This window comes from Pseudomonas cichorii (genome assembly GCF_003700275.1).
GTDB lineage: Bacteria > Pseudomonadota > Gammaproteobacteria > Pseudomonadales > Pseudomonadaceae > Aquipseudomonas > Aquipseudomonas cichorii_B.
This window is the reverse complement of the sequence record NZ_RBRE01000058.1, coordinates 1-16,380: the sequence shown is the minus strand read 5'-3', so window position 1 is coordinate 16,380 and position 16,380 is coordinate 1. Positions and strand designations below refer to the sequence as shown.

The following is a 16,380-nucleotide window of genomic DNA, read 5'->3' as shown; positions in this document are numbered from 1 at the left end:
ATTGGCCATGCGTATAACCATGTTCAAAAAGGGATATACCATGAACAACAAATCATCTCATTCATCGTCGAAAAATATAACGCCCCTTGATCTGACCGCGGCAGTCGAACAGTTTGTCGCGCAAGGAGGCGTCATTGCAGTAATACCCGATGGTGAAACAGCAGAATCACCCGTGCTCTCGGTAGCAGAAGAAACACCGCTTCTGGATCCCGAACTTGAAAAGAGTGCCAAACTGGAGTTACTCAGGAATCTGGTTGCCAAAGGCGCCGGGGTTTCCGCATTACAATATTCATTGAGGATGAACAAGAAAGAGATTCGCCAACTTGCACAGGAAAATGATGTAAAGATAAAATTCAGCCGACCGATAAGAGAGGCCAATAAAGAACCCCACTATGACACCACGGATATTGATGATGTAGTTGCCGGTCATGCCATGCATTATTCCAGTCTCGGTTATACCGCACCGGAAATTGCGCAACTACTGGACCTGAGTGTGCGGCAGGTCTGGAATATCGGCAAAGCCTATCGTTTCGAGTTCAAGCAGAAAAGGGACAGTGATACCCCCTGAGCCCATCTCCCCTGCACAGACAGACCAACCGGCCCTCTCCCGCGCGCACCGAAACCTCGCCAGACACAACGGCCAGACATCCACTCAAACGCAAAGATCAACAAGGAGGAAAGACAAGCAGGCAAACGCTGGCAGTGCGTTGCACACTGCAAGTGACACGAAATAGCTGAAAACTACTGACAGCACAGCCCCCGCAGGGGCTGTGCCTTCAAACGGCAGGCCAGGTTCAGAAGAACTTGCGGCCCTTGTTCGCAGCAATGCGCATACGCAGCGCATTGAGCTTGATGAAGCCGGCAGCGTCTGCCTGATTGTAAGCACCGCCATCCTCTTCAAAGGTGGCAATGTTGGCGTCAAACAGCGACTCTTCGGACTTGCGACCGGTAACGATCACATTGCCCTTGTACAGCTTCAGACGCACGACACCGTTCACGTGGACCTGAGAAGCATCGATCATCTGTTGCAGCATCAGACGCTCAGGGCTCCACCAGTAGCCGGTGTAGATCAGGCTTGCGTACTTGGCCATCAGCTCATCCTTGAGGTGAGCGACTTCGCGATCCAGAGTGATCGACTCGATGGCACGGTGAGCACGCAACATGATGGTGCCGCCCGGGGTTTCGTAGCAGCCACGGGACTTCATGCCCACATAGCGGTTTTCAACGATGTCCAGACGACCGATGCCGTTCTCGCCGCCGATGCGGTTCAAGGTAGCCAGCACGGTAGCAGGCGTCATCTCGACGCCATCCAGGGCGACGATATCGCCATTGCGATAGGTCAGCTCAAGGTAGGTTGCAACGTTCGGCGCGTCTTCCGGGGACTTGGTCCAACGCCACATGTCTTCTTCGTGCTCGGTCCAGGTGTCTTCCAGCACGCCACCTTCATAGGAGATGTGCAGCAGGTTGGCATCCATCGAGTACGGGGATTTCTTCTTGCCATGACGCTCGATCGGGATCGAATGCTTCTCGGCATAATCCATCAGCTTTTCACGCGACAGCAGATCCCATTCACGCCATGGAGCAATGACCTTGACGCCTGGCTTGAGGGCGTAGGCGCCCAGCTCGAAACGAACCTGGTCGTTGCCTTTACCGGTTGCACCGTGGGAAATGGCGTCGGCGCCGGTTTCGTTGGCGATTTCGATCAGGCGCTTGGCGATCAGCGGGCGGGCAATGGAAGTACCCAGCAGGTACTCGCCTTCGTAGACAGTGTTGGCGCGGAACATCGGGAACACGAAGTCACGCACGAATTCTTCGCGCAGATCGTCGATGTAGATTTCTTTAACGCCCATGGCCTGAGCCTTGGCACGTGCCGGCTCGACTTCTTCACCCTGACCCAGGTCAGCTGTAAAGGTCACCACTTCGCAGTTATACGTATCTTGCAGCCACTTCAGAATGACCGAAGTATCCAGGCCACCGGAATACGCGAGAACTACCTTGTTTACGTCCGCCATGCCATCACTCCACCGGGTTGTACGGAAAACCGTCGATTCTACCGTTCAAACCAGCAAATTTACAGGGGCGCGACAGCTTGTGACGACGAGGCGACAGGTTATGTCAGCCTCGCGACGGAAGGGAAAGGATCATGAAGTGCGCGCAGCGCTGGCCGAAGTGGCGACCGGAACCGGTTTTTCCTCGGGAGGAACACGTTCCAGATGCACGTTCACACGACGGTTGCGGGCACGGTTGGCATTGTTGGTGTTAGGAGCCAGCGGATAGCGCTCACCATGGAAGCGCAGGGTAATCTGCTGCTCGGGAATACCTTGAGCTTTCAGATAGTCCATGACTGCCAGTGCCCGACGGCGGGACAGGTCACGGTTGGTGAGCCGGTTGCCGCTGTTATCGGAGTGGCCATCGAGCTCGATATGATTGACCGTCGGATCGGCGCGCAGATAGGCGATCATGTTATCCAGACGGGCCTTGGCCTTGGCATCCAGATCGATACCGCCGCCCGGGAAGCCCACTTCAGCCTGCTTGATCTGATCGAAGTTCATCGGCAGCAGCTTGGTGGTACACAGCTGGTAATCACTGAATGCCTTGCTGAACTTGACGGGTAACAGCCGCACTTCCATCGTGCCACCGTTATCGCGGGAATAGTGACGGATCAGCGGGCTGCGCCCTTCCATCAAGCCGCTGATCAAGCGTCCGGCCTGCGCCTCGGAGGTATTGAAGGGAATCTCGCCATTGCTGACCCGAACCGAGCCGAGGTTGATATCGCCCCGCCCTGGCTGCCAGGGCGCCGCTGCAGCCAGCAAGGTGGCAGAGCCATTGCCAAGCATGTTGTACGAAGCCTTGAGGCGAAAGGTCGCCTGCTCACCGGCACGGCGTACGAACTCACCAGCACCGAAGTCAGTGATCGGCTGGGTCAGGCGACACTCGAACTGATCACCTTCGACCTTCCACTCGATGCTTTCCAGACGCGTCTGGAAACTGACTGCCGCCGCCGGGAGGCTGACAAATACGCTGAGCAAGGCGAGATATAGCTGGCGCACGGGAGGCTCCACTTATAAAAATGAACGCGAAACAAAAAGTGCTTCTTACGTCGGGCTATCGGTAACTTCCTACAAAACTTGATAGCGAGTGCCTGAGAGAGTCTTTTCCGGTAGGATTCCCAGCGAGTTTGACCCGCCTGGAATCCCCAATGTCTGACCGCCTGACCCTTCTGCGTCCCGACGACTGGCACATCCATCTCCGTGACGGAGCTGTTTTGCCTCACACCGTTGCTGACGTTGCGCGCACTTTTGGCCGCGCAATCATCATGCCCAACCTCGTGCCCCCGGTACGCAACGCCCAGCAGGCCGATGCCTATCGCCAGCGCATCCTGGCTGCACGCCCGGCTGATAGCGGCTTCGAGCCATTGATGGTGCTTTATCTGACCGACCAGACTACGCCCGAGGACATTCGCACGGCCAAGGCCAGCGGTTTCGTCCATGCGGCCAAATTGTATCCGGCCGGTGCGACCACCAACTCCGATTCTGGCGTCACCAGCATCGACAGGATTTTCCATGTTCTGGAAGCCATGGCCGAAGTCGGCATGCTGCTGCTGGTCCACGGCGAAGTCACCCGTGGCGAGATCGATGTCTTCGACCGCGAGAAAGTTTTCATCGACGAACACCTGCGGCGTGTCGTCGAGCGCTTCCCGACGCTGAAAGTGGTTTTTGAACACATCACCACCGGCGAGGCCGTACAGTTCGTCAACGCGGCATCGGCCAATGTCGCGGCGACCATCACCGCGCATCACCTGCTGTATAACCGCAATCACATGCTGGTCGGCGGGATTCGGCCGCATTTCTACTGCCTGCCGATCCTCAAGCGCAACACGCACCAGACGTCCCTGCTCGATGCCGCAACCAGTGGCAACGGCAAGTTCTTCCTCGGCACAGACTCGGCACCTCATGCCCAGCACGCCAAGGAAGCCGCCTGCGGTTGTGCCGGCTGCTACACGGCATATGCCGCCATCGAATTGTACGCCGAGGCTTTCGAGCAACGTAACGCGCTGGACAAGCTGGAAGGCTTCGCCAGCCTGCATGGCCCGGCGTTCTACGGCCTGCCGGCCAACCAGGACACCATCACGCTGGTGCGTGACGAGTGGACTGCCCCTGCCAGCCTGCCATTTGGCGAGTTGAGCGTAATCCCGCTGCGCGCCGGAGAAAAACTGCGCTGGCGCCTGCTGGAGGAAAATGCGTGAGTGACGATCATTTCGACGACGAACAGGACGGTCATGGCGGTGGCGGCTCTCGCCACCCAATGGCGGCTCGCTTTCGGGGCTACCTGCCTGTGGTCATCGACGTAGAAACCGGTGGCTTCAATTCCGCAACCGATGCCCTGCTGGAAATCGCTGCCGTGACGATCGGCATGGACGAAAAAGGTTTTGTGTTCCCGGAGCACACCTACTTCTTCCGTGTTGAACCGTTTGAAGGCGCCAATATCGAAGCCGCGGCTCTGGAATTCACCGGGATCAAGCTCGATCACCCGCTGCGCATGGCCGTCAGCGAGGAAACCGCGCTGACCGATATCTTTCGCGGCGTACGCAAGGCGCTCAAGGCCAATGGCTGCAAACGCGCCGTGCTGGTCGGCCATAACGCCAGCTTCGACCTGGGCTTCCTGAACGCTGCGGTTGCTCGCCTGGACATGAAACGCAATCCGTTTCACCCGTTCTCCTGCTTCGACACCGCCACTCTGGCTGGTCTGGCCTATGGACAGACAGTCCTGGCCAAGGCCTGTCAGGCGGCCGGTATGGACTTCGATGGACGCGAGGCTCACTCGGCTCGCTATGACACCGAAAAAACCGCCGAGCTGTTCTGTGGCATCGTCAACCGCTGGAAAGAAATGGGCGGCTGGGAAGACTACGACGACTGAGGCCTGTGCTTCATTGTTTAAAAACCGGCCTTGTGCCGGTTTTTTCATTTATGGATCTGCGCTGTAACAGCGACCGCTCATCGGACTCGATAAATGGTATCCAAAACAGTTTTGACAAGCATTCTCATTAAGATTAACCTCCTCGGCACAAAGCAATAACCAGCGACGGTTACCGACTTATGTATGTTTGCCTCTGCCAAGGTGTCACTGACGGCCAGATCCGGGATGCAATCCTCGAAGGCTGCTGTAGTTATCGTGAAGTGCGCGAGACGTTGGGTGTTGCCAGCAAATGCGGTAAATGCGCCTGCCTGGCCAAGGAAGTGGTGCGTGAAACCCTGACCGAACTGCAAAGCAGCCAGGTATCACTGGCCTATCCAGCAGAATTTTCAGCCGCCTGAATTCCCCATATTCAAAGAACCGGACCGAGTGTCCGGTTTTTTTATGCCTGTAATTCAAGCGCTTAGCGTCAAGATGCGGAACTCAAACATTCTTATTCTTATTTAATTTCACTTATTATTCAATAACTTAGGTTTGACAGGCTTTTAAGTGCAGCTCAAACTCGCGCTTTATATACACAAGCCATCGGCAGGACCTCGAACATGAAAGGCGACATTACAGTCATCCAGCATCTCAACAAGATCCTCGGAAACGAGCTGGTCGCGATCAATCAGTACTTCCTGCATGCCCGCATGTACGAGGATTGGGGTCTGAAAAAACTCGGCGCTCACGAATATCGCGAGTCCATCGACGAGATGAAGCACGCCGACAAGCTGATCAAGCGCATCCTGTTTCTCGAAGGCCTGCCAAACCTGCAGGACCTGGGCAAGATCCTGATCGGCGAGCACACCAAGGAAATGCTTGAGTGTGACCTGAAGATCGAAAAGAAAGGCCTGGCTGACCTGAAAGCGGCAATTGCCCACTTTGAAACCGTTGGCGACTTCGGCAGCCGCGAACTGCTGGAAGACATCCTCGAATCCGAGGAAGAGCACATCGACTGGCTGGAAACCCAACTGGGCCTGATCGAGAAAGTCGGTATCGAGAACTACCTGCAGTCGCAGATGGGCGAATAAGCCCTTCAGGCAGCAGCCAACAAAAAGCCCCGCCTCTGACGAGAGCGGGGCTTTTTGTTGGCCTGCCGAGTCTTACGACTGGGCTTTTTCAGAAGCCTGCTTGAGCAGGGTCTGCAATTCACCGTTCTGGAACATCTCGGTGATGATATCGCTGCCGCCGACCAGCTCACCGCCGACCCACAGTTGCGGGAAAGTCGGCCAGTTGGCGTATTTCGGCAGGTTGGCGCGGATTTCCGGGTTCTGCAGGATGTCGACATAGGCGAATTTTTCGCCGCATGCCATCAAGGCCTGGGAGGCTTTGGCCGAAAAGCCGCACTGCGGGGCATTCGGAGCGCCTTTCATGTAAAGCAGAATGGTGTTGTTGGCAATCTGCTCTTTGATCGTTTCGATGATATCCATGGAGCACCTCGGCTGAACTTTCCGACTCAGTTGTCGGCACGGTGGCGCATTGTAACGGAATCCCCGGCCAGACGCTCAGTCTTGAACTCAACAAGACGTCACTTGCACCGGCACACCATTCAATACGGCGTTGCCGGACAAGGCATCGAGTTGTCGCTCGTCGGTCAGGTCGTTGGCGCTGACGCCGGGCTGTCCCCGGGCAATCTCCATGCGCACACCCGCCCGGGCATGACCCCAGCCATGTGGCAGGCTGACCACGCCGGGCATCATCTCCGCACTGCCCAGCACCTGCACCTCGATCGTTCCGACCCGCGACTCGACCCTGACCTGCTGCCCGTCGTTCAGGCCTCGGCTGGCCAGATCGTCGGGGTGCATCAGCAATTGATGCCGCGGCTTGCCCTTCACCAGCCGGTGATAGTTATGCATCCAGGAGTTGTTGCTGCGCACATGCCGACGCCCGATCAGCAATAGCTCATCCGCTTGCGGCGCAGGCGAGCCAGTGAAACGGGACAGATCGGCCATGACGGCTTCGGGCGCGGCCTGAATGCGGCCATTGGCGGTTTTCAGGCGATGCGTGAGATTGGGCTTCAACGGCCCCAGATCCAGCCCGTGCGGATGATCACGCAGGGCTTCCACGGACAACGCATAGTCCGACGCCTCGCCATACAGGCCCTTGCGCAGCCCGTAGTCGATCATCTGCGCAGGCGGCATGGTCGGCTTCAGCTCGCGCTGAGCCCTGGCTGCAAAAGCCTTGGCCAGGCCGACAAAGATTTCCCAGTCATGCAATGCGCCTTCTGGCCTGGCAAAGATTGCCCGGTTGAAGCGAGTGACGTTGCGCACGGCAAGAAGGTTGAACGTTGTGTCGTAGTGATCGTTTTCCAGCGCCGAGGTCGAAGGCAGGATCAGGTCGGCATAACGAGTGGTTTCATTGATATACAGGTCGATGCTGAGCATGAAGTCCAGCCCTTCAAGCGCCTCATCCAGTTGCCGTCCGTTGGGCGTGGACAATACCGGGTTGCCGGCGACCGTGATCAAGGCACGCACCTGCCCTTCCCCTTCGGTCAGGATCTCCTCGGCCAGCGCCGAGACCGGCAACTCCCCGCCATATTCGGGCAGGCCGGACACCCGGCTCTGCCAAAGGTTGAAATGCCCGCCCGAGGTCGAAGCAACCAGGTCCACGGCCGGCTCGGTACACAGCGTTCCGCCGACCCGGTCCAGATTGCCGGTTACCAGATTGATCAATTGCACCAGCCAGTGGCACAGGGTGCCGAAAGCCTGGGTGGAAATACCCATCCGCCCATAGCACACGGCCTTGTCGGCGGCAGCGAAATCCCGGGCCAGTTGCCGGATCTGTGCGGCGGGTATGCCGCAGCGCGGGCTCATGGTTTCAGCGTTGAGGTGCCTGATGGATTCGCGCACCTGTTCCAGGCCATCGACCGGCAGATGACTGTCGCGGGTCAGCCCTTCCTCGAACAGGGTATTGAGCAGACCAAACAACAATGCGGCGTCGCCACCGGGCCGGACAAAAATATGCTGATCGGCAATCGCCGCCGTTTCGCTGCGCCGGGGATCGACCACCACGACCTTGCCACCCCGTTTCTGAATGGCTTTCAGACGCTTTTCGACATCCGGCACCGTCATGATGCTGCCATTGGAGGCCAGCGGGTTACCGCCCAGAATCAGCATGAAATCCGTGTGATCGATGTCCGGAACCGGTAGCAACAAGCCGTGGCCATACATCAGAAAACTGGTGAGGTGATGCGGCAGTTGATCGACCGAAGTTGCCGAATAGCGATTGCGGGTCTTGAGCAGCCCGAGAAAATAGTTGCTGTGGGTCATCAACCCATAGTTGTGCACGCTGGGGTTGCCTTGATAGACCGCGACTGCGTTCTGGCCGTGTTGCTGCTGAATGGCAAACAGGCGCTCGGCGACCAACTCGAAAGCGTCCTGCCACTCGATCGGCAGCCATTCGCTACCCACGCGCAGCATCGGCTGGCGCAAGCGGTCGGGATCGTTCTGGATATCCTGCAGGGCCACAGCCTTGGGGCAGATATGACCACGACTGAACGCATCGAGCGGATCGCCCTTGATCGAGGTGATGACCGGCGCGGCGTCCGTGGACGCTGTGGTTTCTATGGTAAGGCCACAAATGGCCTCACAGAGGTGGCAGGCACGGTGGTGTTCGGTCCTGATCATCATCGAAGCCTCATATTCTTGTCATGGCAGTCGAATTGCACTGACAAGAATATGGAGCGTTAACGTTGACCGCGCCAGAGACGTTCGTCTCATGAATCCCGGGCCATCAGGCAGGCCGATGGCCTTGCCAGTCAGTTGCCGATAGGCGTGACGACCTTGCGCTGCAACTGGATTTCCGTGACGGTTTCGATCTGTTCCTGAGCGACATGCACCCCGGTCAGTTCGCCGATCAGGCGCCAGTGGTCATCGAGCCCGGAACTGATGGTCGCCATGCGGTCGATCATGCGCCGACCGGCAGACCGCGTGACTTCGTCTTCACTGCGCAACAACTCAAAAGACATCGACGTCATCGAAGCAGTGAGGTGTGTCAGGGTCCGGGCGGTCAACCCAAGCAGCTCCGTTAGTTGTCGTTCCTTTGAGTCCATTCCCGGCCCCTCGATTGAATTGAGTAGTTTACTCTTTGTAACTCTTTATAACTCACGTACGCACTTAAGGAAACGGGCAACTTTTCAATGCCGTGAAGCGCGTCGCATAAGCGTTGCCGTCGGCCTGCGGACTTTTACAGTATCGGCATCAATTGCCAAGCACTGTTTGGTCAGTGTACAAATGCTGCCTTCTGCAATCAGCGGGCCGGCCCTGGGCTGTTTCAACCAGCGCCTTTGCGGTTACGGACTTCGCTCTCTCTTAAGTAAGCATGCTATTGGTAAGACGCGACATTTTTTTATACTATCGCGCCTTCCTTATTCGTCGCCCCCGTGCGGCTTTCGCCTCAGGTCATGCCGTTTTCCCGATAAAACCCGGCTTTCAGAACCTGCGGTCTGTTGCAAAAAAGGTAGTTAATAATGAACGCCAGGCACTTTCTCTCGATGATGGATTACACCCCAGATGAGCTGCTGGGCTTGATCCGTCGTGGCGTAGAGCTTAAAGACCTGCGAAATCGCGGCGTGCTTTTTGAACCACTGAAAAACCGTGTACTGGGGATGATCTTCGAGAAATCCTCGACACGTACCCGTCTTTCCTTTGAAGCGGGCATGATCCAGATGGGTGGCCAGGCCATCTTTCTGTCGCATCGCGACACCCAATTGGGCCGTGGCGAGCCGATTGCCGACAGCGCCAAGGTCATGTCACGCATGCTCGATGCGGTGATGATTCGGACTTATGCGCACAGCAATCTGACCGAATTCGCTGCCAATTCCCGCGTCCCGGTGATCAACGGCCTCTCCGATGACCTGCATCCATGCCAGTTGCTGGCCGACATGCAGACCTTTCTGGAGCATCGCGGCTCGATCAAGGGCAAGACCGTGGCCTGGATCGGCGACGGCAACAACATGTGCAACAGCTATATAGAAGCGGCGATTCAATTCGACTTCCAGTTGCGCGTCGCCTGCCCTTCGGGCTACGAGCCGAACCCCGAGTTCCTGGCGCTGGCCGGTGATCGCGTGACCGTCATGCGCGACCCGAAAGCGGCGGTCGAAGGTGTGCATCTGGTCAGTACCGACGTCTGGACCTCAATGGGCCAGGAAGAAGAAACCGCCAAACGCATGGCCCTGTTCGCGCCCTTCCAGGTCACTCGGGCCTTGCTCGACCTGGCTGACAAGGACGTGCTGTTCATGCACTGCCTGCCAGCACATCGTGGCGAGGAAATCAGCGTCGACCTGCTGGACGATCAGCGCTCTGTCGCCTGGGATCAGGCCGAGAACCGCCTGCATGCCCAGAAAGCCCTGCTGGAGTTTCTCGTCGCGCCGTCCTGTCAGCCTGCATGAGTCATTCCCTGCTGCTGAACTTGCGCAATCTGGCGTGCGGCTATCAGGATCAACGTGTGGTGCAGGACTTGAACCTGCACCTCAACGCCGGAGATATCGGCTGCCTGCTGGGATCGTCGGGATGCGGCAAGACCACGACCCTGCGGGCAATTGCCGGTTTTGAGCCGATTCATGCCGGCGAGATTACCCTGGCGGGGGAAGTCATCTCCCGTCCGGGCTGGACCCTGGCTCCGGAAAAACGCCGGATCGGCATGGTGTTTCAGGACTATGCGCTGTTCCCTCATTTAAGCGTTGCCCAGAACATCGCCTTCGGGATTCGCAAACACCCGCGCTTGCAGCAGGTGACCGACGAATTACTGGAGCTGGTCAATCTGGGTTCGCTGGGCAAACGTTATCCGCATGAGCTTTCCGGCGGCCAACAGCAGCGTGTCGCCCTGGCCCGTGCGCTGGCCCCGGAACCGCAACTGCTATTGCTGGACGAGCCATTCTCCAACCTTGACGGAGAATTGCGCCGACGCCTGAGCCATGAAGTGCGCGACATTCTCAAGGCCCGCGGCACCAGCGCCATTCTGGTCACCCACGATCAGGAAGAAGCGTTTGCGGTCAGCGATCATGTCGGTGTCTTCAAGGAAGGCCGACTGGAGCAATGGGATACGCCCTACAACCTGTATCACGAACCACTGACTCCGTTCGTTGCCAGCTTTATCGGGCAGGGTTATTTCATTCGTGGGCAATTGCTTGATCCGCAATCGGTGCAGACCGAACTCGGTGTGCTGCGCGGCAATCGCGCCTATCCCGGCGTCAGCGGCAGCGCGGTCGATGTACTGCTGCGCCCGGACGATATTGTCTACGCAGCGGACAGCGACCTGAAGGCACGGGTCATTGGCCGGACCTTCCAGGGCGCTTCAACGCTCTATCGTCTGCAGTTGCCTACCGGCAGCCAGCTTGAAGCCATCTTCCCCGGCCATACCGATCACATGACGGGCGAAGAAGTCGGCATCCGGGTGGTCACCGAACATCTGGTGCTGTTTCCCGTTGCCGGAACAGTGCGTGTGTAGCGAATTCATTCGCGGCCTATTGCCGCGAAAGTCGCCCTGGTGTGTTCAGCCAGCACCGCCGCCGACAGTTCGACTTCAAGCCCGCGCCTGCCTGCACTGACATAAATGGTCTCGAAAGGCTGGGCGCTCTGGTCGATGAACGTGCGTAAACGTTTCTTCTGCCCCAGCGGACTGATCCCGCCCAACAGATAACCGGTGGCCCGCTGCGCTGCCGACGGGTCGGCCATTTCGGTTTTCTTCGCAGCGGCAGCACTGGCCAGCGCCTTGAGATCCAGGGTTCCGGCAACCGGGACAACAGCCACCAGTAACTCGCCCTTTTCCGTGCTGGCAAGCAGGGTCTTGAACACCCGGGCCGGCTCAAGGCCCAGCTTTTCTGCAGCCTCCAGCCCATAGGATGCCGCTTTCGGATCATGTTCGTAACTGTGAATCCGGTGTTCGGCGCGAACCTTCTTCAATAAATCCAGCGCGGGTGTCATACGCCACTCCAGTCAACTCAAGCCAGCCATTACTCTAGGCCAGGCAATGCGCAAAGGCCTGTCTCAAGGCATATTACCGTGCGATAGCGCTTTGAGATCAAAAAAATATTTCCTAAACACAATGGAGAAAAATCAAATTCCGCTGTCAGAAAATATCGTCAACGGTTCACTTTCAACCTTTGACAGCGTCGTTTCTTGTCTATATTTTTTCGTTTACGAAGATTTCTGAAATTGATTTTCAACAAGATTCGTAAAACCGGTCGGGAATGGGGTTTTCCCGAGACGGCACATGACGAGCATCGGTGCTTCTGCATACGTTGCCGCAAAAAACAAAAATGAGGTTTTACATGGCCATATCAATGAAACAACCGACGCTCGGGGGCCAATGTCTGGCCGAATTCCTGGGCACCGCTCTGATGATTTTCTTTGGCACGGGATGCGTTGCAGCGCTCAAGGTCGCGGGTGCTTCATTTGGCTTATGGGAAATCTGCATCATCTGGGGCCTGGCCGTCAGCATGGGTATCTATTTGAGCGCCGGTGTTTCGGGCGCGCACCTGAACCCTGCAGTCAGCATCGCCCTCAGCCTGTTTGCCGGTTTTGAAAAGAAAAAGCTGCCCTTCTATATAAGTGCCCAGATCGCCGGAGCCTTTTGTGGCGCGGGCCTGGTCTATCTGCTTTATGTCAGCCTGTTCTTCGATTTTGAACATGCCCACAACATGGTGCGTGGCAGCGTGGAAAGCCTCGAACTGGCGTCGGTGTTCTCGACCTACCCCAATCCCGCCATTTCGGTCGGCCAGGCGTTTCTGGTCGAAGTGGTCATCACTGCCGTCCTGATGGGCGTCATCATGGCATTGGGCGACGACAGCAACGGCTTGCCGCGCGGCGCGATGGCTCCCTTGCTGGTCGGCCTGCTGGTGGCCGTGATCGGTGCATCCATGGGGCCACTGACGGGTTTCGCCATGAACCCGGCACGGGATTTCGGTCCTAAACTGATGACATTCCTCGCTGGCTGGGATGAGATAGCGTTCACCGGTGGACGCGACATACCGTATTTCCTGGTACCAATTTTCGCGCCGATCCTGGGCGCCTGCCTGGGTGCTGCGGGTTATCGCGGGCTGATCGCTCGCCATCTGCCCAGCGCCATCGAAGCAGAAAAGACTCCAGAAGCCATTCGCGGCAAAGCTCAGACCTCCGTTTGAATACCCCCAATAACGCAAGGCAATCGAAATGACAGACTCTCAGAACAAGAACTACATCATTGCCCTTGACCAGGGCACCACCAGTTCCCGTGCGATCATTTTCGACCGCAACGCCAACGTGGTGAGCACCGCCCAAAGCGAATTCGTTCAGCACTATCCGCAGGCAGGCTGGGTCGAACACGATCCGATGGAGATTTTCGCCACCCAGACCGCCTGCATGACCAAGGCGCTGGCCCAGGCCGACCTGCACCATAACCAGATCGCCGCCATCGGTATCACCAACCAGCGCGAAACCACCGTGGTCTGGGAAAAGGACACCGGTCGTCCGATCTACAACGCAATTGTCTGGCAGTGCCGCCGCAGCACCGAGATCTGCCAGCAGCTCAAGCGTGACGGCCTTGAGGAATACATCAAGGACACCACTGGCCTGGTAACCGACCCGTACTTCTCCGGCACCAAGCTCAAATGGATCCTGGACAACGTCGAAGGCAGCCGCGAGCGCGCACGCAAGGGCGAGCTGATGTTCGGCACCATCGATAGCTGGCTGATCTGGAAATTCACCGGCGGCAAGATTCACGTCACCGACTACACCAACGCCTCGCGCACCATGCTGTTCAACATCCACACCCTGGAATGGGACCAGCGCATGCTGGAAGTGCTGGATATCCCGCGCGAGATGCTGCCCGAGGTCAAGTCGTCTTCCGAAGTCTACGGCCACAGCAAGAGCGGAATTCCGATTGCTGGTATCGCGGGCGACCAGCAAGCTGCGCTGTTCGGGCAGATGTGTGTCGAGCCGGGTCAGGCGAAAAACACTTATGGCACCGGCTGTTTCCTGCTGATGAACACCGGCAAGAAAGCCGTCAAATCGGCCCACGGCATGCTGACCACCATCGGTTGCGGCCCGCGCGGCGAAGTGGCTTATGCCCTGGAAGGCGCCGTGTTCAACGGCGGCTCTACTGTGCAGTGGCTGCGCGACGAACTGAAAATCGTCAACGACGCGCTGGACACCGAGTACTTCGCCAACAAGGTCAAGAACAGCAACGGTGTGTATCTGGTCCCCGCCTTCACCGGTCTGGGCGCGCCCTACTGGGACCCGTATGCCCGTGGTGCCCTGTTCGGCCTGACCCGCGGCGTGAAAGTCGATCACATCATCCGTGCCGCACTGGAGTCCATCGCCTACCAGACCCGCGACGTGCTGGACGCCATGCAACAGGACTCGGGCGAGCGCCTCAAGTCGTTGCGTGTCGACGGTGGCGCGGTGGCCAACAACTTCCTCATGCAGTTCCAGGCCGACATCCTCGGCACCAAGGTCGAGCGTCCGCAAATGCGCGAAACCACGGCCCTGGGTGCGGCGTTCCTGGCCGGTCTGGCGATTGGTTTCTGGAGCAGCCTGGACGAGTTGCGTAACAAGGCGGTGATCGAACGAGAGTTCGAGCCACAGTGCGACGAGTCCGAAAAAGAGAAGCTGTACGCTGGCTGGAAGAAAGCCGTCGAGCGCACTCGTGACTGGGAACCCCACGAAAACGAGGAGTAAGCCGGTCGTGGAGCAGGATTGAAGCTGACAGCCGAGGCCTGGCTGCGGCATCATGGGCACCCTTTGCCGAGGGTGCCCTAAGGAAAAACAATGAACCTGCCTCCCCGCCAGCAACAGATCCTCGAACTGGTTCGCGAACGCGGCTATGTCAGCATCGAGGAAATGGCGACGCTGTTCGTCGTGACCCCACAAACCATCCGCCGTGATATCAATCAACTTGCGGAAATGAACCTGCTGCGTCGCTACCACGGCGGCGCGGCCTATGACTCCAGCATCGAGAACACCGCCTACGCCATGCGTGCGGACCAGATGCGTGACGAGAAGCAGCGGATCGCCGAAGCCATCGCCGCACAGATCCCGGACAACGCCTCGCTGTTCATCAATATCGGCACCACCACCGAATCCATCGCCCGCGCCCTGCTCAACCACAACAACCTGAAAATCATCACCAACAACCTGCACGTAGCTTCGATCCTCAGCGGCAAGGATGATTTCGAGGTGCTGCTGGCCGGTGGCAATGTACGTCGCGACGGCGGCGTGGTCGGTCAGGCCAGCGTGGACTTCATCACCCAGTTCAAGGTCGACTTCGCCCTGGTTGGCATCAGCGGCATCGACGAAGACGGCAGCCTGCTGGACTTCGACTACCAGGAAGTCAGGGTTTCCCAGGCAATCATCGCCAACGCCCGGCAAGTGCTGCTGGCTGCGGACTCCAGCAAGTTCGGCCGCAACGCCATGGTACGCCTCGGCCCGATCACCCTGATCGATTGCCTGGTGACCGATCAGGCACCGGTTCCGGCCTTGCAGCAGTTGCTGGCCCAGCACAAGATTCGGCTTGAGGTGGTTTGATTCGCGAAAGCAATGTGCATCCCGCGCATTGCTGAACCATCAGGTCGTATAGCCTGTTTAGTCGACGTGATTGTTGGCAAGGCTTGCCATCCACTCGGCTTTTACCACCTCAAAGTCAGTAAGGCGTCCTGCCGCAGCATCGGCAACACCCTCCTCTATATCGCTTAGATAGCTAATTTCCGTTTCGACATAACACTCCACTGCGCTTTGTAGATGATATTGACGGCCATGGTTTGCGGTCTGCACCAATTCATCGAATGTCTTGAGCAACGAATCTTCAATGTTGCATAACAAAATGGGCGGCATCGTGACCTCCTTGAAATCGGAAACAGCATGTTGCACGCGCGCTCATGCCGCAGCTAGCAAGACGCCTCTCTATTCATTGAATGATATTTCCGAGAGACTCCCGGCCGCTTGTGCCCCTCGATTCAGATCCCTAATCTCCTGCCTTCGCCGCAAAATCAGCGCCTGAATTACGTAGGCGCAGGGCGGCGCCTTTTGCGAAGCGTTTTCTACGGACCGCTCTTTGGTGGCCGTGCGCATGGCGTCTCTGGACGCGCCGGTTTGCCCATTAACCGGTTCTACCAACCTGCGTACGGCCGCCACCCGCCGTTTCGTAGCGAGGGTGACTGCCAGCGTCCTAATGCCCCATATAGCAAGACGCCTCTCTATCCTTTGAGTGAAATTTCCGAGAGAATCCCGGCCGCTTGCGCCCCTCGATTCGGGTCACTAATCTCCTGCCGTCGCTGCAAAATCAGCGATCGGGTTTGGTAGACCTGAATTACGTAGGCGCAAGGCGCCACCTTGTGCGAGGCGCTTTTCTACGGCCTGCGTTTTGGTGGCCGTGCGCATGGCGTCTTCGGGCGCACCGGGCGCCTACGACCGGTTCTACCAACCTGCGTACGGCCGCCACCCGCCGTTT

At 57.8% G+C, this 16,380-nt stretch carries 17 protein-coding genes; 10 read left to right on the top strand and 7 right to left on the bottom strand.

Annotated elements, in window-relative coordinates; translation table 11 throughout:
• The first annotated feature begins 7 nt into the window (after positions 1-7).
• Positions 8-568: a hypothetical protein gene (locus ALQ04_RS15910; protein WP_122316712.1), complete on the top strand. Its 561-nt coding sequence runs from the start codon at positions 8-10 to the stop codon at positions 566-568.
• Positions 569-794: 226 nt separating this feature from the next.
• Here ALQ04_RS15910 and ALQ04_RS15905 read toward each other — a convergent pair whose 3' ends face one another.
• Together ALQ04_RS15905 and ALQ04_RS15900 are read right to left on the bottom strand one after the other, a co-directional pair.
• The gene (locus ALQ04_RS15905; RefSeq protein WP_122316710.1) at positions 795-2,012 is read right to left on the bottom strand and encodes an argininosuccinate synthase; all 1,218 of its coding nucleotides are present in this window, start codon (positions 2,010-2,012) and stop codon (positions 795-797) included.
• Positions 2,013-2,141: 129 nt separating this feature from the next.
• Positions 2,142-3,050 (bottom strand): OmpA family protein, encoded by a 909-nt coding sequence (locus ALQ04_RS15900; protein ID WP_122316709.1) that lies wholly within the window; start codon positions 3,048-3,050, stop codon positions 2,142-2,144.
• 149 nt (positions 3,051-3,199) lie between these two features.
• Here ALQ04_RS15900 and pyrC point away from each other — a divergent pair, with 149 nt between their 5' ends.
• From pyrC to bfr, 4 genes are all read left to right on the top strand, one after another.
• Positions 3,200-4,246 (top strand): dihydroorotase, encoded by a 1,047-nt coding sequence (pyrC, locus tag ALQ04_RS15895; RefSeq protein ID WP_122316708.1) that lies wholly within the window; start codon positions 3,200-3,202, stop codon positions 4,244-4,246.
• On the top strand, positions 4,243-4,917 hold the full coding sequence (gene rnt, locus ALQ04_RS15890; RefSeq protein WP_122316707.1) for a ribonuclease T: 675 nt from the start codon (positions 4,243-4,245) through the stop codon (positions 4,915-4,917). The genes pyrC and rnt overlap by 4 nt, the downstream gene beginning before the upstream one ends.
• A gap of 179 nt (positions 4,918-5,096) precedes the next feature.
• Entirely contained in the window at positions 5,097-5,315 is a 219-nt protein-coding gene (locus ALQ04_RS15885; protein WP_122316706.1) for a bacterioferritin-associated ferredoxin, read from the top strand.
• 201 nt (positions 5,316-5,516) lie between these two features.
• Positions 5,517-5,987 (top strand): bacterioferritin, encoded by a 471-nt coding sequence (bfr, locus tag ALQ04_RS15880; protein WP_122316705.1) that lies wholly within the window; start codon positions 5,517-5,519, stop codon positions 5,985-5,987.
• A 72-nt stretch (positions 5,988-6,059) separates the two neighbouring features.
• Here the strand turns inward: bfr and grxD are convergent, their stop codons facing one another.
• The 3 genes from grxD to ALQ04_RS15865 all read right to left on the bottom strand — a co-directional run bounded on the left by grxD (position 6,060) and on the right by ALQ04_RS15865 (position 9,007).
• Positions 6,060-6,386 carry a Grx4 family monothiol glutaredoxin gene (grxD, locus tag ALQ04_RS15875; protein WP_122316704.1) on the bottom strand — a complete coding sequence of 109 codons (327 nt, stop codon included), beginning with the start codon at positions 6,384-6,386 and terminating at the stop codon, positions 6,060-6,062.
• A gap of 87 nt (positions 6,387-6,473) precedes the next feature.
• Entirely contained in the window at positions 6,474-8,582 is a 2,109-nt protein-coding gene (locus ALQ04_RS15870; protein WP_122316711.1) for a molybdopterin oxidoreductase family protein, read from the bottom strand.
• A 131-nt stretch (positions 8,583-8,713) separates the two neighbouring features.
• Positions 8,714-9,007, bottom strand: coding sequence for a hypothetical protein (locus ALQ04_RS15865; RefSeq protein ID WP_122316703.1), 294 nt, complete (start codon positions 9,005-9,007; stop codon positions 8,714-8,716).
• Positions 9,008-9,424: 417 nt separating this feature from the next.
• On the opposite strand from ALQ04_RS15865, the gene argF reads away from it, so the two are divergent.
• Positions 9,425-10,345 carry an ornithine carbamoyltransferase gene (argF, locus tag ALQ04_RS15860; RefSeq protein ID WP_122316702.1) on the top strand — a complete coding sequence of 307 codons (921 nt, stop codon included), beginning with the start codon at positions 9,425-9,427 and terminating at the stop codon, positions 10,343-10,345.
• Positions 10,342-11,403 carry an ABC transporter ATP-binding protein gene (locus ALQ04_RS15855; protein ID WP_122316701.1) on the top strand — a complete coding sequence of 354 codons (1,062 nt, stop codon included), beginning with the start codon at positions 10,342-10,344 and terminating at the stop codon, positions 11,401-11,403. The genes argF and ALQ04_RS15855 overlap by 4 nt, the downstream gene beginning before the upstream one ends.
• A 5-nt stretch (positions 11,404-11,408) precedes the next feature.
• Here the strand turns inward: ALQ04_RS15855 and ybaK are convergent, their stop codons facing one another.
• Positions 11,409-11,879, bottom strand: a complete 471-nt coding sequence (ybaK, locus tag ALQ04_RS15850) for a Cys-tRNA(Pro) deacylase (RefSeq protein ID WP_122316700.1) — start codon at positions 11,877-11,879, stop codon at positions 11,409-11,411.
• Positions 11,880-12,226: 347 nt separating this feature from the next.
• Between ybaK and ALQ04_RS15845 the strand changes: the two genes are divergently transcribed.
• The 3 genes from ALQ04_RS15845 (at position 12,227) to ALQ04_RS15835 (ending at position 15,458) form a co-directional block, all read left to right on the top strand.
• Positions 12,227-13,078 (top strand): MIP/aquaporin family protein, encoded by an 852-nt coding sequence (locus ALQ04_RS15845; RefSeq protein ID WP_122316699.1) that lies wholly within the window; start codon positions 12,227-12,229, stop codon positions 13,076-13,078.
• 28 nt (positions 13,079-13,106) lie between these two features.
• Positions 13,107-14,612 carry a glycerol kinase GlpK gene (gene glpK, locus ALQ04_RS15840; RefSeq protein ID WP_122316698.1) on the top strand — a complete coding sequence of 502 codons (1,506 nt, stop codon included), beginning with the start codon at positions 13,107-13,109 and terminating at the stop codon, positions 14,610-14,612.
• A gap of 90 nt (positions 14,613-14,702) precedes the next feature.
• Complete coding sequence (locus ALQ04_RS15835) at positions 14,703-15,458, top strand: DeoR/GlpR family transcriptional regulator (protein WP_025261506.1); 756 nt, start codon at positions 14,703-14,705, stop codon at positions 15,456-15,458.
• A gap of 57 nt (positions 15,459-15,515) precedes the next feature.
• On the opposite strand, the gene ALQ04_RS15830 is transcribed toward ALQ04_RS15835, so the two are convergent.
• On the bottom strand, positions 15,516-15,764 hold the full coding sequence (locus ALQ04_RS15830) for a transcriptional regulator (protein ID WP_122316697.1): 249 nt from the start codon (positions 15,762-15,764) through the stop codon (positions 15,516-15,518).
• Positions 15,765-16,380 lie beyond the last annotated feature (616 nt).